The sequence below is a fragment of the Saccharopolyspora sp. NPDC003752 genome, from assembly GCF_053605825.1.
The window spans coordinates 57,816-81,219 of record NZ_JBSGJZ010000032.1 but is presented as its reverse complement, the minus strand read 5'-3'; the positions used below and the strand labels follow the sequence as shown (position 1 = coordinate 81,219).

The window sequence follows — 23,404 nt, the reverse complement described above, 5'->3', positions numbered from 1 at the left end:
CAGTTCTGATCAGTTGGACGGCGTGCTGCTCGCGGCGAGCGCGGCGACGACCTGCTCCACGACCTCGCCGGTCGTCACGTGGTCGGTGACGATCTCGACGGACGCCACCGAGCGGTAGATGGGCAGCCGCGCGTCCAGCAGCGCCTTGAAGGTGGCGCGCGGGTTCACCCCGGCCAGCAGCGGCCGCGCGGTGGACAGCCCGACGCGCTTGGCGCCCTCGGCCAGGCCCACGGACAGGAAGACGACCGGGTGCCCGGCCAGCCGCTCGCGGGTGAGCTCGGAGAGCACCGAGCCACCGCCGAGCGCCAGCACGCCGTCGTGCTCGCGCAGCGCCGCGGCGACCGCTTCCTCTTCCATGGCCCGGAAAACGGGCTCGCCGTCGTTGGCGAAGATGTCGGAGATGGGCCGGCCCGCGGTCCGCACGATGTCGTCGTCGGTGTCCCGGAACGGCACGTCCAGGCGCTGCGCCAGCAGCTGGCCGATCGTCGTCTTGCCCGCGCCCGGCGGGCCGATCACGACGGCGCGCGGGGCCATCACCGCACCTGCCGCTTCTCGGCGCGCTCGCGCAGCGAGGCCAGGTAGCCCTCGACGTTGCGGCGGGTCTCCGGCAGCGAGTCGCCGCCGAACTTCTCCAGCACGGCCTCCGCGAGGACCAGCGCGACCATGGTCTCGGCGACGACCGCGGCGCGCGGCACCGCCGTGATGTCCGAGCGCTGGTGCATCGCCTGCGCCGGCTCGCCGGTCACCATGTCCACAGTGGCCAGTGCCCGCGGCAGGCTGGAGATCGGCTTCTTGGCGGCGCGGACGATCAGCGGCTCGCCGTTGGTGATGCCGCCCTCCAGGCCACCGGCCCGGTTGCTGTCCCGCCGGACCCACTTGGCGCCCTGGTCCGGGTAGATCTCGTCGTGCGCCGCGCTGCCGCGCCGGTGCGCGTTGGCGAAGCCCTCGCCGATCTCGACGCCCTTGATCGCCTGGATGCTCATCAGCGCGCCGGCCAGCCGCGCGTCGAGCTTGCGGTCCCAGTGCACGTGGGAACCGATGCCCGGGGGCAGCCCGTAGGCGATGACCTCGACGACGCCGCCGAGGGTGTCGCCGTCCTTCTTCGCCGCGTCGACCTCGGCCATCATCTTCTCGGTGGCGTCGTCACCGAAGGCGCGCACCGGGTTGTGGTCGATCGCGTCCAGGTCGTCCGGGCCGGGCAGCACGTCGTGCGTGGCGTCGACGCCGCCGAGGCTGATGACGTGGCTGACGATCTCCACGCCGAGCAGCTGCCGCAGGAACTGCCGGGCGACGGTGCCGACGGCGACGCGGGCGGCGGTCTCGCGGGCGCTCGCGCGCTCCAGCACCGGCCGGGCCTCTTCGAACCCGTACTTCTGCATCCCGGCGATGTCGGCGTGCCCGGGCCGGGGGCGGGTCAGCGGCGCGTTGCGGGCCAGCGACGACAGCACGTCCTCGTCGACCGGGTCGGCGGCCATCACCTGCTCCCACTTGGGCCACTCGGTGTTGCCGATGCGGATCGCGACCGGGCCGCCCTGGGTCCGCCCGTGCCGGATGCCGCCGATCAGCTCCAGCTCATCGGCCTCGAAGTTCATCCGGGGGCTGCGGCCAAAACCGAGTTTGCGCCGCTCCAACTGGGTCGCGATGTCGGCGGAGGTCACCTCGACTCCGGCCACCATGCCTTCCAGCACCGCGACCAGGGCGGGGCCATGCGATTCTCCAGCGGTCATCCAACGCAGCACACATAGATCCTGCCACGTTCAGTCCCGACTGAACCCGCCCGGGGGTCCTGCACTGCGCTTTCACCTCGGAGACGACTCCGAACTCGCCTCGCACGGCGGAAGCGCAACGACCGCGGCCGCGGTGATCAGCGGCAACGGCGTGCGGATGCCGGCCTCCGGCGATCGGCTCACGGCCACGGGGCGAAGGTGGTGACGAGCCAGGCCGGCGCGAGCATCGCGGGGCCGTGCGGGACGCCGCCGATCCTCGCCCAGAGCGCCGCCACCAGCGTCAACGCCGCCGCGGCCGCCATCACGAACAGCACCGCCGGCAACGAGACCGCGCCCACCACGGCGCCGAGGCTGCCCGCCAGCTTCACGTCACCCGGCCCCATCGCCCCCGGCGACACCACGCGCACCAGCAGGTACGTCCCGGCGAACACCACCGCACCGGCGGCGCCGCCGAGCAGCACATCCGGCCGGGGCACCGCCGCGACGGCCAGCAGCACCGCGGCGACCGGATACGCGGGCAGGGTCAGCACATCGGGCAGCCGCGAGGCGAGCACATCGCACGCCGTCAGCAGCACCGCGAGCCAGCCGAGCAACAGCGGCACCGCCACCCACCACAACGGCATCCCGGTCGCAGCGCGCACGGCCACCACCGTCCACAGCAGACCCACCGCCAACTCGCACCACATCCGGGGCGGCCGGACACCCCTGCGCGCCGAGCACAACAAGAGCCGCCCGAGCCGGCCCGCGCCGAAACCCGCTGCGCCACCGGCGATCCCGATCAACACGACCATCGCACCAGCATCGAGGCGCCGCTGCGGAACCCCGCGCACCCGATCCGCGAAACCGCGCGTGTCGGGAACCCCGCTGTGAACGAGCGAACGGCCTGTTCGCCTCACCTAGCGAGGTGAACAGGCCGTTCGCTTCAAAAACCTGACGCGCCCCGCGCGAGGCTCAGACGTCCACCGCGAACAAGGTGTCGCCCGTGACGACCTGGCCGTCCTCGCGGACGTCCACCAGGGCCTCCGGCGCGATGTCCAGCGCGATGACCGGGCAGATCGACGAGTAGCCGTGCGACTCCACCTCGGACGGGTCCCAGGTGACGATGCGCTGGCCGGCCTCGACGACGTCGCCCTTGGCGACGTGCAGTTCGAAACCCTCGCCCTTCAGCTTCACCGTGTCGATGCCCAGGTGCACCAGCACCGCGGTGCCGCCGGGCGAGGCGACCACGAAAGCGTGCGGGTGCAGCGTCGCGATCGTGCCAGCCACCGGCGCGACCGCGTCGGCCCGCCCGCCGGACGGCTGCACCGCCACCCCGGGGCCCACCATGGCCTGCGAGAAGACCGGGTCGGGCACCTCGCTGAGCGCGGTGGCCAGGCCCGCCACCGGGCTGCCGACCTCCGTGCTCACCGCAGGTCCTCGATGTCCTCGGCCAGCGTGTCCGCCTCCGGGCCGACGACGACCTGCACGACGGAGCCCTGCACCATCACGCCGTGCGCCCCGGCGGCCTTCAGGGCCGCTTCGTCGATCTTCGAACCGTCTTCGACCTCGCAGCGGAGCCGCGTGATGCACGGCTCGATCTCCACCACGTTGTCCCCGCCGCCAAGTGCAGCGAGGATTGCCGCGGCCTTGTCCTGAGCCACCCCGTGCTCCCTTCGTCCTCCGACGACGCGGGCGTTGCGCACCGCGTCGCGACGATCTTGCGCCACTCGGTGTCGATGCGGCAACGAATCGCGAGCCGTCTTGACACTCGATCGCATGAAAGCGCATTGTTCGCAACCGACTGGTTTAGACCGGACAGTACCAACCCGGCAGGACCAGTGAACAGCACCGGATCCGATCCGTTCGCGATCGACCGGCGCCGGGTGCCCCCGGGCACCGGACGTCGATGTCCAGCAAGACCGATGGAGGCAGCGTGGCCGCACGGCGAACCGCGGACGGCAGTCCCCGCCCCGAGGGCGTGACTGACGTGCTGCGCGACGGCCCGACGCCGAAGCACGCCCAGCTGCGGGAGATCCTGCGCGAGCTGGCGAGCGAAGAACTGCTGCCCGGTTCGCCGGTGCCGTCGGAACGCGACCTCGCGGTGCGCTACGGCGTCTCCCGGCTCACCGTCCGCGAGGCGGTCGGGCAGCTCGTCGCCGAGGGTCTGCTGGTGCGGGTCCGCGGCAAGGGCACCTTCACCACCCGGCCCCGGGTGGATTCCCAACTGCACCTCGCCTCGTTCACCGAGGACATGCGCCGCCGCGGCATGCAGCCGGAAACGGTGCTGCTCGACGCGACCGAGGCGATCCCGCCGCCGACCACCGCCGAAGCGCTCGGACTCCGGCCCGACCAGCCCGCGTACTGGCTGTACCGGCTGCGCAAGGCCGACGGTGCGCCGATGGCGGTGGAACGCGGCTGGTACCACGCCGGGCTGCTGCCCGGCCTGCTCGACCACGACCTGTCCGACTCGCTCTACACCCTGCTGGCCCGCAACTACGAGGTGCAGCTGGAAAGCGGCACGCAGACCGTGCTCGCCGAGGGCGCCGACGCCGAGACCGCGCGGCTGCTCGGCGTCCGCACCGGCAGCCCGGTCCTGGTGTTCCGCCGGATCTCCACGGCCCAGGGCCGCCCGATCGAGGACATGACTTCCTGGTACCGCGGCGACCTGTACCAGGTGACGATGCAGCTGGACCGCATCCCGAGCGGCTCCGGCCAGCACCGCCCGTCCAGGCGGCCGACCGGGCCGACCGGACGCGAACATCCCGCCAGACGACCCGGTGTCCACGACACAGGAGGTAACCGATGAGTGCCAACGCCACCGCGGCGAAGGGCGACAGAAAGGGATTCGCTCTGCTGCAACGGCTCGGCCGGAGCCTGATGCTGCCGATCGCGGTCCTGCCCGCCGCCGCGCTGCTGAACCGCCTCGGCCAGGACGACCTGCTCGGCAAGGAGGGCCTCGGGGCGCTGCTGCCCTGGATGCAGCCCGTGGCCGGCGTGATCGGCGCGGCGGGCAACTCGCTGTTCAACTACCTGCCGCTGCTGTTCGCGATCGGTGTGGCGATCGGCTTCGCGAAGAAGGCCGACGGCTCCACGGCGCTGGCGGGCGCGGTCGGCTACCTGGTGCTCTCGGGCGTGCTCTGGGAGATCACCGGCACCGAGGCGGACAAGGCCTTCAACAAGGGCCCGTACGGCGTGCTCGGCGGCATCGTCGCCGGGTTGACCGCGGCCTGGCTATGGCAGCGCTACCACCGCATCAAGCTGCCCGCCTACCTGGGCTTCTTCGGCGGGCGGCGGTTCGTGCCCATCATCACGGCGTTCGCCATGGTGATCGCCGGCGTGATCATGGGCCTGCTGTTCCCGATCTTCAACACCGCGCTGACCGCCTTCAGCGACGCGGTCACCCAGAACGCGGTGATCGGCGGCGGCATCTACGGCGTGATCAACCGGCTGCTGCTGCCGTTCGGCCTGCACCACATCCCGAACAACGTGGTCTGGTTCCTCTTCGGCGACTACCACGGCGAGAAGGGCGACATCGCCCGCTTCTTCGCCGGTGACCCGACCGCGGGCACCTTCATGACCGGCTTCTTCCCGATCTTCATGTTCGCCCTGCCCGCCGCGGCGCTGGCCATCTGGCAGACGGCGAAGCCGTCGCAGCGCAAGGTCGTCGGCGGCATCATGATCTCGGTCGCGCTGACCTCGTTCCTCACCGGCATCACCGAGCCGCTGGAGTTCGCGTTCATCTTCGTGGCCTGGCCGCTGCTGCTGGTCCACGCGGTGCTCACCGGCACCTCGATGGCGCTGGTCAACGCCCTGGACATCCACTCCGGGTTCGGGTTCTCCGCAGGCGCCATCGACTACCTGCTCAACTTCGGCATCTCGCAGAACTCGCTGTGGCTGATCCCGATCGGCCTGGGCTACGCGGTCATCTACTACTTCGTGTTCCGGTTCGTGATCACGAAGTGGAACCTGCGCACCCCGGGCCGTGAGGAGGACGACACGGAAGCCACCGAGGCGAGCACGGATAATGCTGGTGAGGAAGCCAAGTCGGGCCCCGACAAGAGCTGATCCCCGGCCAGCGCTTCCCCATTCCCCCGACGAACGGAGAGCCATGTTCGAGCGACGGGTCACCGTGGCAAGCAAGGTGGGGCTGCACGCGCGGCCGGCGGCACTAGTGGCCAAGGCCGCCGCAGCGCAGCCCGTGAAGATCACGATCCGCAAGGACGACACGGAGCCGGTGGAGGCAGGCAGCATCCTGGGCCTGATGACGCTGGGCGCGGGCCACGGCGACGAGGTCGTGCTCGCGGCCGAGGGCGACGGCGCGGAAGCGGCGCTGGACCACCTCGCCCAGCTGGTCGCCTCGGACCTCGACAACAACTGACCCACCAGCACGAATGGCCCCTCCATCCAAGGAGGGGCCGTTCGTCGTCCGCAATTTCCATTGAAATCGAACCTTCGATTTCAATGGAAGTTGCGTCCCGTCGGCGTGTCAGGGCACGACACACCGACACCTGTGGACAACTCACGCAATTTCAATGGAAATCGAAGGTCCAATTTCCATTGAAATTGCGGTCAGAGCGGGAGCGGGAGTTCGCCGCCGGTGGCGGCGGCGAGGGCATCGCGCATGGCCTCGCGGGGCGCTTGGCGCCCGGTGAACTGCTCGACCTGCCCGAAGGCCTGGTGCAGCAGCATGTCCAGCCCGGTGGCGATCCGCCCGCCGGCCGCGGTGACCGCGGCGGCCAGCGGCGTCGGCCACGGGTGGTAGACGACGTCCAGCACGCACGCGGCCTTCGCCAGCTCCGCCGCCTGCGCGTCCAACGCCCCTGCCGGGAGCGTCGACACCACGACGTCCGCCGCTGCCGCGGCGTCCGCGAGCGCGACGCGGTCCAGCCGCTCCACGCGCACCCGCAGCCCGACCCGCTCCGCGGTCTCGGCCGCGTCGCGCGCTCGCGCGGGCTCGCGCACCGCGAGCGTCGCATCGCTGAGCCCGAGCTCCGCAAGCGCGGCCAGGGCCGCGGCGGCGGTGCCGCCGGCTCCCAGGACCAGCCCGCTGTGGCCGGTGGTGAATCCGCCCGCGCTGCGCAGCGCCCCGACGACTCCGTCGACGTCGGTGCAGTCCGCGGCCCAGCTGCCGTCGGGCCGGTGCACCAGGGTGTTCGCCGCTCCGACCGCCGCCGCCCGCTCGCTGACCTCGCTCGCGACGCCCAGCGCCGCTCGCTTGCCGGGCATGGTCACCGACAGCCCGGCCCACTCGGGGCCGAGCCCGGCGACGAACTCGACGAGCCGGTCGGCGTCGGCCTCCACCCGCTCGTAGGTCCAGCCGTCCAGGCCGAGCGCGGCGTACGCGGCGCCGTGCAGCACCGGGGACAGCGAGTGCTCGATCGGTGAACCGAGCACCGCTGCCCGCCGCGGCTCAGAACGCGCCACGGGCCCGCGCCTCGTCGATGTAGGCCTGGTGCTCCTGCGGCGTGTTGGCGAAGCAGGAGGTGCCGTCCGGGTAGCACTTGACGAAGTACTTCCAGGTGCCGTCGGCGGGCGTTTCCGCCGCCTGGACCGCTTCCTTGCTGACCGCCGAGATCGGCGTCGGCGGCAGGCCGTAGTTCTTGTAGGTGTTGTACGCACCCGGCAGTTCCCGGTCCTCCGGCCTGGTCAGCAGCGACGGCTTGTCCAGCGGGTAGTTGATCGTGGAGTCCAGCCCGAGGTGCATCGTGGGCGGCGCGAGCCGGTTGTGGATCACCCGCGAGATCTGCCCGAAGTCCTTGGTGATGCCTTCGCTCTGCACCAGCGACGCGATCTTGAGCAGCTCGTACGGGCTGTAGCGGCTGCCCTCGGCGGCCTTCGGAAGTCCGGCGACCTCGAGCGCCGCCGCGGACCGGGTGACCACGTCGCGCAGCACGTTCTCCGCGGTCTCGCCGGGCTTCACGTCGTAGAGGCCGGGCATGATCAGGCCTTCCAGCCGGCGCTTCGGCTCGGCCTTGGAGGCGTCGGCGATCGCCCACTGCGGCACGCCGAGCGAGGCCAGGTCGGCGGTCGCGGCGACCCGGTGCATCTCCTCGGAGGTGATGCAGTTGGGGTTGGCCCCGGCGCAGGTGGCTTCGGCGAGCTTGGTCAGGACGCCCGGCGTGTGGCCGTTGTCGGGCGCCAGCTGGTCCTCCAGCCGCATGCCGGCGCGGATGTCCACCCGACCGACCTTCGCCGCCGGCGACAGGATGTGCGCCACGGCGGCCTCGCCGGACATCTTGTTGCGCATCAGGTAGTAGCCCGGCTGGATGCTGTTGATCTGCCGGTTGGGCTCCGCGGCCTTGGTGAACGCCTTGGTGCTGGCCACCACGTCCTTCTCGGCCAGGTTGCGGCCGATGGCGCTGACGGTCTCCCCGGACTTGATCTCGATGACGACGTCACCGGCGCCTTCGCCCGCGTAGTCCTCGTAGGAACCGATCTGCATCAGCTGGCTGGTGGCGTAGAGCACGCCGCAACCGACCAGCACCAGCACGAACAGGCTGGCCAACGCGGTCACCAGGCGGCGTCGCTTGCGGCGGCGGAACCGCTCCGGGTCGGGGGCTCGTCGTTGCCGCTCGTCGGGCTCGTCCGCGAACAATCCGAGATCGTCGGTCACGAAAGGTCCTCTCGTGTCTTCCCCCGACTGTCCAGGAACGCCTGCAAGATCTCCACCGCGGCCGCCTGGTCGACCACGGCTCGCTGCTTCTTCCCCCGCACTCCGCGTTGCGACAGCATCCGGCTGGCCGTCACGGTGGTCAGCCGCTCGTCGGCGAACCGCACCGGCACCGGCGCGATCCGCTCCGCGAGCGCCGCCCCGTAGGACTGCGCCGTCTCCGCCGCGGTTCCGTGCCGACCTGCCAGCGTCTTGGGCAGGCCGACCACGACTTCCACCACCTCGTGCTCGGCGACGAGCTCGGCCAGCTGCGCGAGATCGGTGTTGCCGTCGGCATCCCGCCGCAGGGTTACCAGCGGGGTCGCCAGCATCGGGGCGGGGTCGCTGAGCGCGACGCCGACCCGGACCGCACCCACGTCGACGCCGAGCCGACGTCCCGGTCCGGGGTCCGCCTGCCGGTGTTCGGTCACCCGCCAGCCACCACCTGGTCCAGGGCCGTGCGCAGCGCGGCGATCGCCGCGGTGATGCCGGCGGGGTTCGTGCCGCCGCCCTGCGCCATGTCCGGCTTGCCGCCGCCGCGCCCGCCGACCTCGGCCGCGAAGCCGGGCACCAGCTTGCCCGCCGCGATGCCCTTGTCCCGCGCGGCGTCGTTGGCGCCGACCACGAAGCTGACCTTGCCCTCTTCCGCGGAGAACAGCGCCACCACGGACGGGCGGGAGCCGAGCCGGCCGCGGATCTCACCGGCCAGCGCGCGCAGCGCGTTGCCGTCCACGCCGTCCGGCACCTGCTCGGCCACCAGCGTCACGCCGTGCACGTCGGTGCCCTTGTCGGCGAGCTCGCCCGCGGACTGCAGGACCTGCGCGATGCGCAGCTGGTGCAGCTCCTTCTCCGCGCTGCGCAGCCGGGACACCACGCCCTGGATGCGCTCCGGCAGCTCGTCGGCCGGCACCTTGAACTGCTCGGCGAGCTGGCTGACCAGCAGGTGCTCCTTGCTGATGTGGCGCATCGCGTCCATGCCGACCAGCGCTTCGACGCGGTGCACGCCGGAACCCACGGAGGAGTCGGCGACCAGCTTGACCACGCCGAGGCGGGCGATGCTCGGCACGTGGGTACCGCCGCACAGCTCGCGGGAGTAGTCGCCCATGTCGACCACGCGGACCTGGTCGCCGTACTTCTCGCCGAACAGCGCGACGGCGCCGAGCTCCATGGCCCGGTCCATCGTCGTGGTGTAGGCCTGCACCTCGACGTCGCTCTGCAGGTAGTCGTTGACCTCTTCCTCGACCCCGGTGAGGACGGCGGTCGACACCGCGGACGGGGCGGTGAAGTCGAAGCGCATCCGGCCGGGCGAGTTCAGCGAACCGGCCTGCGCGGCGCGCTTGCCGTAGGCGCTGCGCACCGCCGCGTGCACGAGGTGGGTGGCGGAGTGCGACCGCTCGATCGCGTGGCGCCGCGCGACGTCTACGGCGGCCTCCAGCGCGGTGTCCACGCCGAGCTCGCCCTCGACGACCTTGGCGCGGTGCACGAACAGGCCCGGGACCGCGCGCTGCACGTCGTGCACCTCGACGGCCACACCGGGACCGACCAGCCGGCCGGTGTCGGCGATCTGGCCACCGCCCTCGGCGTAGAACGGAGTGAGGTCCAGGACCAGCTCGACCTCGGTGCCCGCGGCGGCGGACTTCGCCGGCTGCCCGTCGACCAGCAGGCCCAGCACCCGGCTGTGCGACTGCAGATCGGTGTAGCCGATGAACTCGGTGGTGCCGTGCTGGTCCAGCAGCGTCCGGTAGGTCGACAGGTCGCCGTGGCCGGTCTTGCGCGCCTTGGCGTCCTCCTTGGCCCGGCGGCGCTGCTCGGCCATCAGGTTCCGGAAGCCCTGCTCGTCGACGGTCAGGCCCTGCTCGGAGGCCATCTCCAGCGTCAGGTCGATCGGGAAGCCGTAGGTGTCGTGCAGCTGGAAGGCCTGCTCACCGGCCAGCTGCTTGCCGCCGGCTTTCTTGGTCTCGGCCACCGCGACGTCGAAGATCTTCGAGCCCGCCGTCAGGGTGGTGAGGAAGGCGTCTTCCTCGTTGCGCATCACCGAGTCGATGCGGTCGAACTCGGTGATCAGCTCCGGGTAGCTCGGCGCCATCGCGTCGCGCACGACCTTGCTGAACTCGCCGAGCACCGGCTCCTGCACGCCCAGCAGGCGGGTGGAGCGGATGATCCGGCGCAGCAACCGCCGCAGCACGTAGCCGCGGGCCTCGTTGCCGGGGGTGACGCCGTCGCCGACCAGCATCACGCCGGAGCGGGCGTGGTCGGCGATGACGCGGAACCGCACGTCGTCCTCGTGGTTCGCACCGTAGCGGCGGCCGGAGAGCTCCTCGGCCTTGGCGATCACCGGGCGGACCAGGTCGGTCTCGTAGACGTTCTCCACGCCCTGCAGCAGGCACGCCACCCGCTCGACGCCCATGCCGGTGTCGATGTTCTTGGTCGGCAGCGTGCCGATCGGCGGGTGCCCCAGCTTCGGCGACTGCTCACCCCTGATGTCCTGCATGAACACCAGGTTCCAGATCTCGATGTAGCGGTCCTCGTCGGCGACCGGGCCGCCCTCGCGGCCGTACTTCGGGCCGCGGTCGTAGTAGATCTCCGAGCACGGGCCGCCGGGACCGGGCACGCCCATGTCCCAGTAGTTGTCCTTGCCGTCGCGGGTCTGGATCCGCTCGGCGGGCACGCCGGCGACCTCCTGCCACAGCTGGGCCGCCTCGTCGTCCTTCTCGTAGACGGTCACCCACAGCCGCTCCGGGTCGAAGCCGTAGCCGCCGTCGGCCTGGGACTTGGTGAGCAGCTCCCAGGCGTACTCCATGGCGCCTTCTTTGAAGTAATCGCCGAAGGAGAAGTTGCCCGCCATCTGGAAGAACGTGTTGTGCCGGGTCGTCTTGCCGACCTCGTCGATGTCGCCGGTGCGCACGCACTTCTGGATGCTGGTGGCCCGCGGGTACGGGGCCGGCGCCTCACCCAGGAAGTAGGGCTTGAACTGCACCATCCCGGCGTTGACGAACAGCAGCGTCGGGTCGTCCAGGATCAGCGACGCGCTGGGCACCACGGTGTGGCCGCGGCCGCGGAAGTGCTCGGTGAACCGGTTGTTGATCTCGTGGGTCTGCACGGTGGGTCCTCGGAACTCGGGTGACGGAGACGGCTGGGGTACCGGCGGACGGCTGGCGGCGCTTCGGCGCCGGCGTCAGCGGCCCGCCCGGCGAGCTCGCCGACCGCCGGCCGCGCCCTCGTCTGCGATCGGGGCGTCGATCCGGCGGAACTGCACCGTGTCGACGACGCTGCCGCGCTCGACGACGTCGTGCAGCTCCTGCTCCCGCTCCTGCATTCCCGCGCGCACCTCGGCGCCGAACGAGCCGACGGCTCCGGCCAGCTCCCGGACCGCGCCGCCGAGCTGCTCGGCCATGCCGCTCGGAGTCGCCTTGCGGGCGGTCTCGTTGAGCTTGCGCGCCACCGCGACCCCGGCCGCGACGCCGGCGCCGAACCAGAACAGGCGCCTCACTTGCGCCCCCCTTTGCCCTTGCGGCGGAAGTGCCGGCCAGCGGGCTCCTGCCGCCGCTTCCGGCGGGCCCGCAGTGCCTTGCTGACCCCGTAGGAGAACGCCGCCGTCTTCACCAACGGGCCACCCAGTGTAGCCGTGAACAGCGAAGACAACGCCGAGACGTTGCCGCTGATCGTCTTGGCGTTGGCGGTGATCCCGTCGACGCGCTCCAGCTGGGTGTTGACGTGCGTGATGGTCGAGTTCGCGCCGGTGAACAGCGGATCGGAGTTCTCGTGCGCCTTGCGGATCGCGATGGTCGCCTCGTCCAGCGTGCGGCCGAGCTTGATCAGCGGGATCGCCAGCAGCACGACCAGCAGCACGAACGCTCCGGCGGCGATCAGCGCGGCGATCTGCGTGGGCGTCACGTGCCCTCCCGTATGTCCACGTCATTCGGTGGGACCGAGCTCTCGGCCCGGTCCGTTGATCGTGCGTCAGGTTACCGGCCCCGATCCTCACTCCCGCACCCGGTCGGCCCGGCCCGCGTGCGGGCACCGCCGGGCGCCGCGCCCACCGGACCGGGGCTCCGATCGGCGAAACGAGCGGCGCCCTTCGCCAAACAATTTGGCGAAGGGCGCGCATCTCGAACCGATCGTGTTACGAGCGGACCGGGTTGAGCGGTTCCCGGCCGGTGAGGACCGCGGCGGCGTTGCGGGCGGCGAGCTCGGCCATCGCGGTTCGCGTCTCGGTGGTCGCCGATCCCAGGTGCGGCACCACCACGACGTTGTCGAGGTCGAGCAGCGCGGGCTCCACCTCGGGTTCGCGCTCGAAGACGTCGAGGGCCGCGCCGCCGATCCGCTGCTCGTGGAGCGCCTTCGCCAGCGCGCCCTCGTCGACCACCGGGCCGCGACTGGTGTTGATCAGGAACGCGGTCGGCTTCATGGCCGCGAGCGCCGCCTCGTCGATGAGGTGCCGGGTCTGCTCGGTCAGTGGGCAGTGCAGGGACACCACGTCGGCGGTGCGCAGCAGCTCGTCCTTGGTCAGGAAGCGGGCGTCGAGTTCGGCTTCCACGTCCGCGGCGACGCGACGCCGGCCGGTGTAGGCGATGTCCATCCCGAACGCGCGAGCCCGCCGGGCCACGGCCTGCCCGATGTCGCCGAGCCCGACGATGCCGAGCGTCTTGCCCTGCAACCCGGAGCCGAGCATGAAGCCGAGGTGGAAGGTCCACGGCCGGCGCGACCGAAGCAGCCGTTCGCCCTCGCCGAGCCGGCGGGTCGCCATCAGCAGCAGCCCGATGGTCAGATCGGCGGTCGCGTCGACGAGCACGCCGGGCGTGTTGGTGACGGTGACGCCGCGCCCGGTCACGGCCGGGACGTCGACGTTGTCGTAGCCGACCGCCACGTTGGCGACCACTTCCAGCTGCGGGCCGGCGGCCTCGACCAGCTCGGCGTCGACCCGGTCGTGCAGCATCGTGACGATCGCGTGCGCGCCGCGCACCGCCTCGCGCAGCTCGGGCGCGGTCAGCGGCCGGTCCTGCGGGCAGACGTGCACGTCGCCGACCTCGCGCAGCACGTCCAGTGCGGACTCCGGAACAACCCGGCTGACCACGATCCGCTTGTCCACAACGACCTCCTCGCGACGAGAACCCCGCCGGAATCTACCTGCCGCCCCGCCCCGGGCTCACCGGTCGACCACCACCATCCCCACGGTCCCCCTCGCAGTTTCAATTGAAACCGCGGACTCCACGGCGTGGGCCGGGTGTCCAGCGGGCCGAGGTCCGGTCGAAGCCGCGAGCCGCGGCCTCAGTCCTCGCCGCGGATGATGCTGCGGAGCTTCGGGACCCGGTCGCTGAGCGTGCGCTCCGCGCCGCGGCCGGTCGGCTGGTAGTAGTCGCGGCCCACCAGCTCGCGGGGCGGGTACTGCTGGGCGAGCACGCCTTCCGGCTTGCTGTGCGGGTACTGGTAGCCCTTGGCGTTGCCGAGCTTCTCCGCCCCGGCGTAATGCCCGTCGCGCAGGTGCGGCGGCACCGGGCCGGCCTTGCCCGCCCGGACGTCGCCCAGCGCCTCGTCGATGGCCATGATCACCGCGTTCGACTTCGGCGCGGTGGCGAGGTGGATCGTGGCCTGCGCCAACGCGATCCGCCCCTCGGGCATCCCGATGAACTGCACCGCGTGCGCCGCCGCGACGGCGGCCTGCAGCGCGGTCGGGTCGGCCATACCGATGTCCTCGCTGGCGTGCACGACGAGCCGGCGGGCGATGAACCGCGGGTCCTCCCCCGCCTCCACCATCCGGGCCAGGTAGTGCAGCGCGGCGTCCACGTCGGACCCGCGGATGGACTTGATGAACGCGCTCGCCACGTCGTAGTGCTGGTCGCCGCCCCGGTCGTAGAGGACCGCGGCGCGGTTCACGGTGGCCTCGACCGTCGCCAGGTCGATGGCGTCCGCGCCGGTCGAGCTCGCCGACTCCGCCGCCGCTTCCAGCGCGGTCAGCGCCCGCCTAGCGTCGCCACCGGCGAGCGCGACCAAGTGCGCCTCGGCGTCCTCTTCCAGGCGCAAGGCCCCACCCAGGCCGCGCTCTTCGCCGACCGCTCGGCGAAGCAGCGTCCGGATGTCGTCTTCCTCCAGGCTGCGCAGCTGCAGCACCAGCGACCGCGACAGCAGCGGGGCCACCACGGAGAAGTGGGGATTCTCCGTGGTGGCCGCCACCAGCAGCACGGTGCGGTCCTCGACCGCGCCCAGCAGCGCGTCCTGCTGGGTCTTGGAAAACCGGTGCACCTCGTCGATGAAGAGCACCGTCGCCTCGCCCGAGCGGCCGAGCCGACGACGCGCCTCCTCGATGACCGCACGCACCTCCTTGACGCCGGAGGACAGCGCGGAAAGCGCCGCGAACCGGCGGCCGGTGGCCAGCGAGACGAGGTTGGCGAGCGTGGTCTTGCCGGTGCCCGGCGGCCCGTAGAGCAGCACCGATGCCGGCGCCGCGCCTTCCACCAGGCGACGCAGCGGGGCCCCGGCCCCCAGCAGGTGCTGCTGGCCCACGACCTCGTCCAGCGAACGGGGTCGCATCCGCACCGCCAACGGCGCGTTCTCGGCCAACTTCTCGCCCGCGCGCATCTCGGTGTCGGCGCCGAACAGCCCTTCGTCGAACAAGCCCTCGCTCACACCCCGACGCTACCGGGCACCACCGACCACTCCACCGGCCAGGAGGCGCGGCCTCCTTGTTGGAGAACTCGTCTTGCGTGGCGGTGCGGGTGGCGGCCCCCCTGCGGGAATTACGGTCGCCTTCTCAGAACAACAACCCGCGCTACCCGCCACATCCAAAACAGCCCGCTGCGCTCAGCCCACGCGGGCGGGGAGCGCGACCTCGACGGTGCAGTCGCCGCGGCGGCGCTGCGCCGCCCAGTGCTCGACGGCCTGGTGGCAAGCGCGGTCGAGGTGCCGGACCATCGTCAGGTCCAGGTGCACGTGCTTGCCCGTCGGCAGCTGTTCGAGGTGGTCCAGCAGCCGCGGCAGCCGCAGGAACGTCGCGTTGCCCCCCAGTTCGACCCGCACGTGCTCGTCGCCGTGCTCGGCGCGCACCGACAGCCGGGACACCTCGATCGCGGTCTTGACGATGGCGACCGCGAGTCCGGCCAGCGTGCCGATCAGCAGGTCCGTGGCCACGATCATGCCCGCGGTCAGCACCAGCACGAACGCCTCGGATCGGTGCTCCCGAACCAGCGCTACGACCTGCCGCAGCTCCAGCAGCTTCCAGCCGGCCTGGATCAGCAGCGCCGCAAGCACCGCCGTCGGGATGAAGGCCAGCACGCCCGGCAGCAGCACTACGAACAGCAGCAGCCAGAACCCGTGGAGCACGCGGGAGAGCTTGGTCTTTGCGCCGGCCTGCACGTTCGTGGCGCTGCGCACGATGACCGCGGTCATCGGCAGCGCCCCGAGCAGACCGCAGAGCGCGTTGCCCGCGCCTTGGGCGACGAGTTCCTTGTTGTACTGGGTCTTCGGGGCGTCGTGCATGCGGTCCACGGCGGCGGCGCTGAACAGGCTTTCCGCCGAGGCGATCAGCGCGAACGTCAGGATCGAGCCGAGCACGGCGGGCGTCATGAGCTCGCCCCATGCCTCGGCGGTCGGCATGTTCAGGGCCGCAAGCAGCGAGCCGACCTCGACCTTGTGCACCGGCATCGCGAAGATCACCGCCAACGCGCTGGTGGCCACGACGGCGATCAGCGCGCCGGGCACCAGCCGCAGTCGCGCGGGCATCTTCTTCCAGCCGCTCATGATCCCCAGGGCCAGCACGGCGAGCACGAGGCCGCTGATGCCCTCCGCGGTGGTCGTCGCCGCGATCAGCAGGTCCGGGATCTCGGCGAACTTCGCCCAGGTGGACTCGGGCTGCGCGAGCCCGCCCACCGGGTAGATCTGGCCGAGGATGAGCACCAGCCCGATGCCGGCGAGCATCCCCTGCACCACCGACGGCGAGATGGCGCGGAACCAGGTGCCGAGCCTGCTCAGCCCGAGCACGATCTGCACGACACCGGCGCCGAGCACGATCACGCCGAGCGCGGCCAGCCCGTGCTGGTCCACTGCCGAGGCCACCAGCACCGTCAGGCCCGCGGCGGGGCCGCTCACCTGCATCGTGCTGCCGGGCAGCAGACCGACCACGAGCCCACCGATGATGCCGGTGACGATGCCCAGTTCGGCGGGAACGCCGGAGGCGACGGCCACGCCGACGCACAGCGGCACCGCCACCAGGAACACCACCAGCGAGGCCCCCAGGTCGGCGCCGAAGGTGGCCTTCGGCCAGCGCGGCGCGCCGAGCCTCCGGCGCGCCGGGCGAGGCGTTTCGAGTCGAGATATCACGATGCCCTCCAGGGCAGGTCGAAATGCGGGAAACGGGTATCGCGCCGCGCACCTGGCGGTGCGGGCGTCGACCCGGTGGGCGGGGTTGGGGCCAGCTCTTGTAAGCGGCGGCAGCCGCTGGCGGTGTGGGACTCAGCTCGCACCGCCGCGGGTTCTCAGGGGTCTTCTCGCGAGGACAGCCCCGACTGAATCGGTATTCATGAGTCGGGGATCCCACAGCGAGAAGGCGCCTGAGGTTCCGCCGCCCGCACCGCCAAGCAGGCCGAGTTTGGAAACTGTGGTTAGAGAGGCAGGAAGTCCGTGGCTTCCGGCGCCTGCGGGCAGGCGAAGACGAGGCCGGTGTCGATCTCGTAGAACCAGCCGTGCAACCGCAGCTCGCCGGCGGCGATCCGGTCCTGGATGAACGGGTATTCGCGCAGCGTCTGCAGCTGCGCGTGGATGTGCCGCTTGCTCTCGGCGCGCACGCTCGGATCGTCCGGCTCGACGCCGCTCAGGCCGTCGGTGCCGAGCCAGCCCCGCAGCGCCGGCAGCTCTTCCAGGCCGCGCCCGGCCAGGGTCAACGCCGTCACGGCACCGCAGTGCGAGTGCCCGCAGACGATGATCTCCGGCACCCGCAGCTGCAGCACGGCGTACTCGATGGTGGCCATTTCGCTGGACGCCGAATCCGGCGCGTATTTCGGGACCACATTGCCCGCGGTCCGCAGTTCGAACAGATTGCCCGGTTCGGCACCGGTGATCTGCGATGGGACCACCCGCGAATCGGAGCACCCGATGAACAGCGCGGCCGGTTTCTGACCTGCGGCGAGCTGCTGGCGGCGGTCAGCGGAAAGCATGCTCGGGTGTCGCCGAGCGTGTCGCACGAAATGTTCGAAGCTCATTGTCGCCTCTCTGGTCGTCGGCTCGGAATACGTCGCGAGCCGCCGATCAGTGGCGGATGACCTGGAGCGTGGCGGGAGAATGTTTGAGCTTGGCATATGCAGGGTGCGGCTTGCTCCCAGCATTTGGGAGTTGCTCGGCCGCTGCCTGATTTTCGAGGCGCGGGATGCCCTGCAAGCTGCGCGGCAACAGCGGGCGGCGGTCTTCCCGCCGTTCGAAGCTGCGGCGGTGCAGCGCGATTCCCGGCATCCGTTCGCGCAGCTTCTCGCTGTCCCGGTGCTCACTGGTCTCGGACTTCGTTTCCGCAGGTCCGGTGCGCAATTGCGGGCCGGCTTCGGCACTCAGCGGACTCAGCACGGCGAGCAGGACCGCGAAGAGCAGGAACAAGCCCGCCCTCGTGATCTGCCACGCCTTGCCGCGCACGAATGCCTCCTGTAATAGAGCAGCCGATCCCCATCCGGCGACATCGACGGTAGCGGGGAGAAGTAGCGAAACGCTGAACTCAAGGTATCCGACAACAGCGGTGCACGCGCAAGTCGCAGATCCGGTGGAGTCGACCGGGAAACAAATGAAGATGTTCTAATACAACTCGGTTCGACCTGGTAATTCACCCGTATGCCGGGTGGACAGGAGGCCCGTCACTGCGTTGCGTAAACGATGTTCACTACGCAAAGTACTCGAGATGTGACCAGAATTACCGCATCGAGTTAGCTTGAAACCTGAAATATATTCGCCCACGCAACGCGCCGGAAACAGGAAAGCTTAGCGGACCCGATAGTGGTAGCCGTGCGAGGGGATGAAGCCCAGCGCTTCGTAGCACGACCGCGCTCCGGGATTGTCGTCCTCGACCTGGAGGAACAGCCGCGTCGCCCCCGCGCCGGCCGCCCACCGCGCGCCCGCGCGCAGCACCGCGCCGGCGACGCCGCGACGCCGCCAGTCGGGACTCGTGGCCATGCCGTAGATCCCGCACCAACCCGACGAGACGGCGAACGTCCCGACGCCGATCGGGACGCCGTCGCGCAGCGCGATGGCGAACCGCACCGGCTGCGAGATGCGATCCAGGCTCGGTTCCGGCTTGCGGCCCACCACCTCGGCGGCGACGAGCCAGGACGGCTGCGGGCCGGGTTCCAGCCGCACCTCGAAGTCCTGCGGCGCGCCGAGCACCCGATCGCAGTCGGCGAACATGGCCGACGTGCGGCCGACCACGCGATAGCCCCGGCCGGCCAGGAACGCGTCCAGCTCGGCGTGCCGGTCCAGCGGACTGACCTGCACGACCGGCGCCACCTCCCGCGCCGCGTAGAACTTCTCCACGCGTTCGACCGCGGTCTCAGGATCCGGCACGACCTCCGGCGGCAGCGCCGAGTTCGAGCGCTTGCGGTTCAGCAGCTCGCAGTGCCGCAGCACCCAGCCATCGGCGCGCTCGACCGTCGAAGCGGGCCAGGTGGCGACGGCGGCCCGCTCGATCTCCGACTCGACGGAACTCACGCCACGCCTCCCGATGCATACCATGCAAAAACTCGTATATGCATCCAACCACGGGACGGGCGGGCCCTCAACGGCTTTCGGCCGGTGTGTCTACGCGGTGCGGAACGCCGGGTACGGCTGCAGGTGCAGCGCCCCGGCACCGAAGCGGTCCACCAGCGCGTCGATCACCCGGTCCGCGAACTCCGCGACGTCGGCCATATCGGCCTTCTCCGCGTCCGAGCGCAGGTGCCGCCACCGGTCCACCAGCGCCGTGCTGCGGCGCGGCGAAGGCATGTGCAGGTCGATCGGCCGGTCGGTCTCGCCGGTCCGCGGCAGGAACCACCAGGTCGACACCCACACCCACAGCAGCTGGGCGTTGAACAGCCGGGGCATCAGCACCTCGTCGTCGTCCAGCTCCGGCCAGACCTCGACGATCTCCGAACGCCACGTCGACAACATGCTCTCCGCCAGGTTGTCCGGCAGCGCGTACGAGCACCACGACGACGGGAACGGGTACTGCAGGTAGGCGGCGTCCATCGCGACATCCCGCACGCAGCCCCACTCGAAGTCCATGAACCGCACGCCGCTGCCCGTCACGAGGCTGTTGTCCGGGCAGATGTCCGACGGGCTGAACGACCGGTACCGGCTCGACTCCAGCAGTTCGGAGGCGCCGGTCAGCCGCTCGACCATGCGCGGCGGGGTGTCCACACCGAGGGTCTGCGACAGCAGCTCCGGCAGCTCGCCCACCGATCGCGTGATGTCGTCGGCGACCGGATCGGTCCACGACCTCGCGCCCAGCCGGCGCATCAGCGCGTCGAAGTCCGCCTCGCACCCCGCCGTGGTGCTGTGCAGACGGCCCAGCGCCCGCGCCCACGCCAGCAGCGCCCGCTCCGCCATCCGCGGATCGTCGGCGAACAGCACGTCGGCCAGGGTGGAGCCGCGGCCCAGGTCCTCCAGCACCAGCAGGCGTTCGGTGGCGTCGTGCGCGATGAGTTCGGGGCCGATCCGGGCCTCGGGCGGCAGCGCGGTGGTGAGCTGGCAGCTCGCCGCCTCGTGCGCGAACGGGTCAGACCGGGCTTCCTCCGGGCACTCGCCGTAGTGCTTGACCACGATGGTGCGGGGCAGCTCGAACGGCGATTCGGCGATCCGGACCCGCATCACGACGGAGCGGTCGCTGCCACCGAGATCCTCCGCATCGGCAAGCCGGACAGTTGCTCCAGTCCGCTTGCTCAGCACGGCTTCCGCGGTCCCTACGGTATCGGTCGCCTCGGCGCTGACCGGGACGCGAACCTCCGGGGGACCGGTGGTGATCTCCACGCTCATCGTCTCCAGACACTACCCCCACAACATGAACCTGATAGGGCATTACCGGTCAAGTGACACGCAACCGGTCAACACCCGTAATCGCAGCGTGTTCACCTGGGCACAACACGCTCCCACCCTCGACGATCCGCCGAACGTCAGTCGCCTCCTAGACGCTGACGGAACAAAGCTGCGGCGGCGTTGCACGGCGGCGAAGATTGGGCTTCCTCACCGCATTTCCCGCGTCGGCACCCGGTCGGCCAGGCCGGCCCGCCTGCGCCGCAACACGAGCACCGCGGCCGCCGACACGACGATGCCCACCAGGTTGACCACGAGCTGCGCGACCGAGCCGAAGCATTGCGCCCAGTCGCCGAGCGTCGCCGCCACCACCGCATAGCCGGCGGCGGGCACCGTCGTGACCGAGATGAACACGCCGACCAGCACCGCCGACTTGGCGGAGGTCAGCGACAGCATCCCAGCCGCACCGGCCAGCAACGACACGATGAGCGACGACCAGCCGACCTGGTACACGAACGCCACCTGGCTGACGGCGGGCAGGCTGAGCCGGTCGATCAGGCCCGTCCACTCGCCGAGCAACGCGGCCGCCGCGGTCACCACCATCGCCACCGGGAAGCCCACCGCGAGCGCCACCGACGCGCGGCGCACCAGCAGCCAGCGGCGGGACACCAACCCGACGGCGATGGCTGCCAGCGGCCCGAACTCGGGGCCGACCACCATCGCGCCGACGATCGTCACCGGCGAGTCGGTGACCACGCCGACCGCCGCCAGCACGCACGCGATGGAGAGGAACGCCAGGAACGTGGCGTTCAGCCGGCATTCCTCGCCGGTGCGGGCGATCAGCTCGTCCCAGACCACCGCGTCGTCGCCATCGCCGGGAGCCGCCTCCTCGGCCCGCTCGGCGCGCTGCGACAGCATGGTGCCCGCCTCGGAGATGGTCACCGCGCCGACCGCCGCCAACTCGGACGCGCCGATCGCGGCGAGCACGTCGTCAGCGGCCTCGCGGGCCACGTCGAACTCGACGAGATCACCCGCCGGATCGAGCGCGCCGCCGCGCACGACGACCAGGTGCGCCGTGCCCGGGTGCGACCGGGCATCGGCGAGCACCCGATCGGTGTGCTCGGCCGGACAGATGACCCGAAGGTGCAGCACGTCGTGCCCGCCGCGCTCCGGTCAGCCCTGCTTCTCCACCACACCGGGCGGGAACACCGAGATGCTCTGGTCGCCGACCTGCGCCGCAGCCTTGGCGTCGATCCCGGCCTCCTTGCGCTGCTCGATGGTGATCGGCGACGGCGCACCGGTCAGCGGGTCGAACCCGCCCCCGCTCTTCGGGAAGGCGATGACATCGCGCAGCGAGTCGGCGCCGGCGAGCAGCATGCAGATCCGGTCCCAGCCGAAGGCGATGCCGCCGTGCGGCGGCGGGCCGAACTTGAACGCGTCGAGCAGGAAGCCGAACTTGTCCTGCGCCTGGTCCTGCGAGATGCCGAGCAGCTCGAACACCCGCTCCTGGATCTCGGAGCGGTGGATACGGATCGAGCCGCCACCGATCTCGTTGCCGTTGCAGACGATGTCGTACGCCCAGGCCAGCGCGTGCTCCGGGTCCTGGTCGAAGGTGTCGATCCAGTCGGCGTTCGGCGAGGTGAACGGGTGGTGCACCGCCGTCCACCGACCGGTGCCGACCGCGACGTCGTCGGTCTCGTCCACCGGCTCGAACATCGGGGCGTCGACGACCCAGACGAACGACCAGGCGTCGTGGTCGATCAGGCCACAGCGCTCACCGATCTCCAGCCTCGCCGCGCCCAGCAGGCCGCGGGCCGCCGAGCGCGGACCGGCCGCGAAGAACACGCAGTCGCCCGGGGAGGCGCCGACCGCCTTGGCGAGCCCTTCGCGCTCGGCGTCGGACAGGTTCTTCGCAACCGGGCCGGACAGCGTGCCGTCGGCCCCGATGAGCACGTACGCAAGGCCCTTGTGCCCGCGCTGCTTGGCCCACTCCTGCCAGGCGTCGAGCTGCCGCCGCGGCTGGTCGGCGCCGCCGGGCATCACGACCGCGCCGACGTAGGGCGCCTGGAACACCCGGAACGTGGTGTCCTTGAAGTACTCGGTCATCTCGGTGAGTTCGAGACCGAAGCGCAGGTCCGGCTTGTCCGTGCCGTACTTGGCCATCGCATCGGCGTAGGTCATCCGCGGGATCGGGCGCGGGATCTCGTGGTCGGCCAGCTTGCTCCACAGCGCGGTCAGGAGCGCTTCGCCGAGCTCGATCACGTCGTCCTGCTCGACGAAGCTCATCTCGATGTCGAGCTGCGTGAACTCAGGCTGCCGGTCGGCGCGGAAGTCCTCGTCGCGGTAGCAGCGCGCGATCTGGAAGTACCGCTCCAGGCCGCCGACCATCAGCAGCTGCTTGAACAGCTGCGGCGACTGCGGCAGCGCGTACCAGTTGCCGGGCTGCAGGCGGGCCGGGACGAGGAAGTCCCGGGCGCCCTCCGGCGTCGAGCGGGTCATCGTCGGCGTCTCGACCTCGACGAAGTCGCGACCGTGCAGCACGTCCCGGGCGATCCGGTTGACGTCGCTGCGCATCCGCATGATCCGGGCGGGCTCGGCGCGGCGCAGGTCCAGGTAGCGGTGCTTGAGCCGGACCTCCTCGCCGACCTCCAGGTGCTCGTCCAGCGGGAACGGCAGCGGCGCGGCCTCGGACAGGACCTCCAGCTCGGTGGCGGTCACCTCGATCTCGCCGGTCGCGATCTCCGCGTTCTCGTTGCCCGCCGGGCGGCGGATCACCTCGCCGGTGACCCGGACGCAGAACTCGGCGCGCAGCCGGTGGGCGCGCTCGGCCATCTCGCCTTCGCGGAAGACGACCTGTGCGACGCCCGAGGCGTCGCGCAGATCGATGAAGATGACCCCGCCGTGATCGCGACGGCGCGCCACCCACCCGGCGAGGGTGACGGTCTGCCCGGCATGACCGGAGCGAAGCGATCCGGCCTCGTGCGTGCGCATCACGGGTACTGAGCTCCTTCTTCCGCTGTTCAGCGCTTGACGGTATGGACGGTGTAGCTGTCGGCGATCCCCGCCGCTCCCGATC

Annotated in this window: 23 protein-coding genes; 3 read left to right on the top strand and 20 right to left on the bottom strand. The window is 71.0% G+C overall.

What is annotated here, in order from left to right; all coding sequences use genetic code 11:
- Window positions 1-9: 9 nt before the first annotated feature.
- The 5 genes from ACWEV3_RS32170 to ACWEV3_RS32150 form a co-directional block, all read right to left on the bottom strand.
- On the bottom strand, window positions 10-534 hold the full coding sequence (locus tag ACWEV3_RS32170) for a shikimate kinase (protein ID WP_452617480.1): 525 nt from the start codon (window positions 532-534) through the stop codon (window positions 10-12).
- Window positions 534-1,739, bottom strand: a complete 1,206-nt coding sequence (gene aroC, locus ACWEV3_RS32165) for a chorismate synthase (protein ID WP_452617479.1) — start codon at window positions 1,737-1,739, stop codon at window positions 534-536. The genes ACWEV3_RS32170 and aroC overlap by 1 nt, the downstream gene beginning before the upstream one ends.
- A 167-nt stretch (window positions 1,740-1,906) precedes the next feature.
- A complete protein-coding gene (locus ACWEV3_RS32160) occupies window positions 1,907-2,518 on the bottom strand; it encodes a prepilin peptidase (RefSeq protein ID WP_452617478.1) in 612 nt (203 codons plus the stop codon).
- A 160-nt stretch (window positions 2,519-2,678) separates the two neighbouring features.
- Window positions 2,679-3,134: a PTS sugar transporter subunit IIA gene (locus ACWEV3_RS32155; protein ID WP_452617477.1), complete on the bottom strand. Its 456-nt coding sequence runs from the start codon at window positions 3,132-3,134 to the stop codon at window positions 2,679-2,681.
- Window positions 3,131-3,367, bottom strand: a complete 237-nt coding sequence (locus ACWEV3_RS32150; RefSeq protein WP_132493847.1) for a glucose PTS transporter subunit EIIB — start codon at window positions 3,365-3,367, stop codon at window positions 3,131-3,133. Before ACWEV3_RS32150 ends, ACWEV3_RS32155 begins: the two co-directional genes overlap by 4 nt.
- 272 nt (window positions 3,368-3,639) lie before the next feature.
- Between ACWEV3_RS32150 and ACWEV3_RS32145 the strand changes: the two genes are divergently transcribed.
- Genes ACWEV3_RS32145 through ACWEV3_RS32135 form a run of 3 tightly spaced genes read left to right on the top strand, consistent with a single transcriptional unit; the run spans window position 3,640 to window position 6,084 of the window.
- Window positions 3,640-4,512: a GntR family transcriptional regulator gene (locus ACWEV3_RS32145; protein ID WP_452617476.1), complete on the top strand. Its 873-nt coding sequence runs from the start codon at window positions 3,640-3,642 to the stop codon at window positions 4,510-4,512.
- Window positions 4,509-5,771 carry a PTS transporter subunit EIIC gene (locus tag ACWEV3_RS32140; protein ID WP_452617475.1) on the top strand — a complete coding sequence of 421 codons (1,263 nt, stop codon included), beginning with the start codon at window positions 4,509-4,511 and terminating at the stop codon, window positions 5,769-5,771. The genes ACWEV3_RS32145 and ACWEV3_RS32140 overlap by 4 nt, the downstream gene beginning before the upstream one ends.
- A gap of 43 nt (window positions 5,772-5,814) precedes the next feature.
- On the top strand, window positions 5,815-6,084 hold the full coding sequence (locus ACWEV3_RS32135; protein WP_358578598.1) for an HPr family phosphocarrier protein: 270 nt from the start codon (window positions 5,815-5,817) through the stop codon (window positions 6,082-6,084).
- A 191-nt stretch (window positions 6,085-6,275) separates the two neighbouring features.
- Here the strand turns inward: ACWEV3_RS32135 and ACWEV3_RS32130 are convergent, their stop codons facing one another.
- From ACWEV3_RS32130 to aspS, 15 genes are all read right to left on the bottom strand, one after another.
- The gene (locus ACWEV3_RS32130; RefSeq protein WP_452617474.1) at window positions 6,276-7,130 is read right to left on the bottom strand and encodes a shikimate dehydrogenase; all 855 of its coding nucleotides are present in this window, start codon (window positions 7,128-7,130) and stop codon (window positions 6,276-6,278) included.
- On the bottom strand, window positions 7,117-8,319 hold the full coding sequence (gene mltG / locus ACWEV3_RS32125) for an endolytic transglycosylase MltG (protein WP_452617473.1): 1,203 nt from the start codon (window positions 8,317-8,319) through the stop codon (window positions 7,117-7,119). Before mltG ends, ACWEV3_RS32130 begins: the two co-directional genes overlap by 14 nt.
- The gene (ruvX, locus tag ACWEV3_RS32120) at window positions 8,316-8,786 is read right to left on the bottom strand and encodes a Holliday junction resolvase RuvX (protein WP_452617472.1); all 471 of its coding nucleotides are present in this window, start codon (window positions 8,784-8,786) and stop codon (window positions 8,316-8,318) included. Before ruvX ends, mltG begins: the two co-directional genes overlap by 4 nt.
- Window positions 8,783-11,455: an alanine--tRNA ligase gene (gene alaS, locus ACWEV3_RS32115; RefSeq protein ID WP_452617471.1), complete on the bottom strand. Its 2,673-nt coding sequence runs from the start codon at window positions 11,453-11,455 to the stop codon at window positions 8,783-8,785. Before alaS ends, ruvX begins: the two co-directional genes overlap by 4 nt.
- A 75-nt stretch (window positions 11,456-11,530) precedes the next feature.
- Window positions 11,531-11,845, bottom strand: a complete 315-nt coding sequence (locus ACWEV3_RS32110; protein ID WP_132493841.1) for a hypothetical protein — start codon at window positions 11,843-11,845, stop codon at window positions 11,531-11,533.
- Window positions 11,842-12,249, bottom strand: coding sequence for a DUF948 domain-containing protein (locus tag ACWEV3_RS32105; RefSeq protein WP_010311092.1), 408 nt, complete (start codon window positions 12,247-12,249; stop codon window positions 11,842-11,844). The genes ACWEV3_RS32110 and ACWEV3_RS32105 overlap by 4 nt, the downstream gene beginning before the upstream one ends.
- A gap of 229 nt (window positions 12,250-12,478) precedes the next feature.
- Entirely contained in the window at window positions 12,479-13,444 is a 966-nt protein-coding gene (locus ACWEV3_RS32100; protein WP_452617470.1) for a 2-hydroxyacid dehydrogenase, read from the bottom strand.
- A 179-nt stretch (window positions 13,445-13,623) separates the two neighbouring features.
- A complete protein-coding gene (locus ACWEV3_RS32095; protein ID WP_452617469.1) occupies window positions 13,624-14,979 on the bottom strand; it encodes a replication-associated recombination protein A in 1,356 nt (451 codons plus the stop codon).
- Between the two features lie 174 nt (window positions 14,980-15,153).
- The gene (locus tag ACWEV3_RS32090) at window positions 15,154-16,668 is read right to left on the bottom strand and encodes a SulP family inorganic anion transporter (protein ID WP_452617468.1); all 1,515 of its coding nucleotides are present in this window, start codon (window positions 16,666-16,668) and stop codon (window positions 15,154-15,156) included.
- Between the two features lie 281 nt (window positions 16,669-16,949).
- A complete protein-coding gene (locus tag ACWEV3_RS32085) occupies window positions 16,950-17,501 on the bottom strand; it encodes a carbonic anhydrase (RefSeq protein ID WP_452617467.1) in 552 nt (183 codons plus the stop codon).
- Between the two features lie 91 nt (window positions 17,502-17,592).
- A complete protein-coding gene (locus tag ACWEV3_RS32080) occupies window positions 17,593-17,967 on the bottom strand; it encodes a hypothetical protein (protein ID WP_452617466.1) in 375 nt (124 codons plus the stop codon).
- A 339-nt stretch (window positions 17,968-18,306) separates the two neighbouring features.
- A complete protein-coding gene (locus ACWEV3_RS32075) occupies window positions 18,307-19,029 on the bottom strand; it encodes a GNAT family N-acetyltransferase (protein ID WP_452617465.1) in 723 nt (240 codons plus the stop codon).
- A 90-nt stretch (window positions 19,030-19,119) separates the two neighbouring features.
- On the bottom strand, window positions 19,120-20,331 hold the full coding sequence (locus ACWEV3_RS32070) for a hypothetical protein (protein ID WP_452617464.1): 1,212 nt from the start codon (window positions 20,329-20,331) through the stop codon (window positions 19,120-19,122).
- 207 nt (window positions 20,332-20,538) lie between these two features.
- Window positions 20,539-21,480 (bottom strand): DUF389 domain-containing protein, encoded by a 942-nt coding sequence (locus tag ACWEV3_RS32065; RefSeq protein WP_358578577.1) that lies wholly within the window; start codon window positions 21,478-21,480, stop codon window positions 20,539-20,541.
- A gap of 21 nt (window positions 21,481-21,501) precedes the next feature.
- Window positions 21,502-23,322, bottom strand: coding sequence for an aspartate--tRNA ligase (gene aspS, locus ACWEV3_RS32060; RefSeq protein WP_452617463.1), 1,821 nt, complete (start codon window positions 23,320-23,322; stop codon window positions 21,502-21,504).
- Between the last annotated feature and the right edge of the window lie 82 nt (window positions 23,323-23,404).

Bases quoted from the DNA above. Each gene is read 5' to 3' on its own strand.
- ACWEV3_RS32135 (WP_358578598.1), top strand. From the start codon at position 5,815: ATGTTCGAGCGACGGGTCACCGTGGCAAGCAAGGTGGGGCTGCACGCG.
- ACWEV3_RS32085 (WP_452617467.1), bottom strand. From the start codon at position 17,501: ATGCTTTCCGCTGACCGCCGCCAGCAGCTCGCCGCAGGTCAGAAACCG.
- ACWEV3_RS32140 (WP_452617475.1), top strand. From the start codon at position 4,509: ATGAGTGCCAACGCCACCGCGGCGAAGGGCGACAGAAAGGGATTCGCT.
- ACWEV3_RS32070 (WP_452617464.1), bottom strand. From the start codon at position 20,331: ATGAGCGTGGAGATCACCACCGGTCCCCCGGAGGTTCGCGTCCCGGTC.
- ACWEV3_RS32160 (WP_452617478.1), bottom strand. From the start codon at position 2,518: ATGGTCGTGTTGATCGGGATCGCCGGTGGCGCAGCGGGTTTCGGCGCG.
- ACWEV3_RS32170 (WP_452617480.1), bottom strand. From the start codon at position 534: ATGGCCCCGCGCGCCGTCGTGATCGGCCCGCCGGGCGCGGGCAAGACG.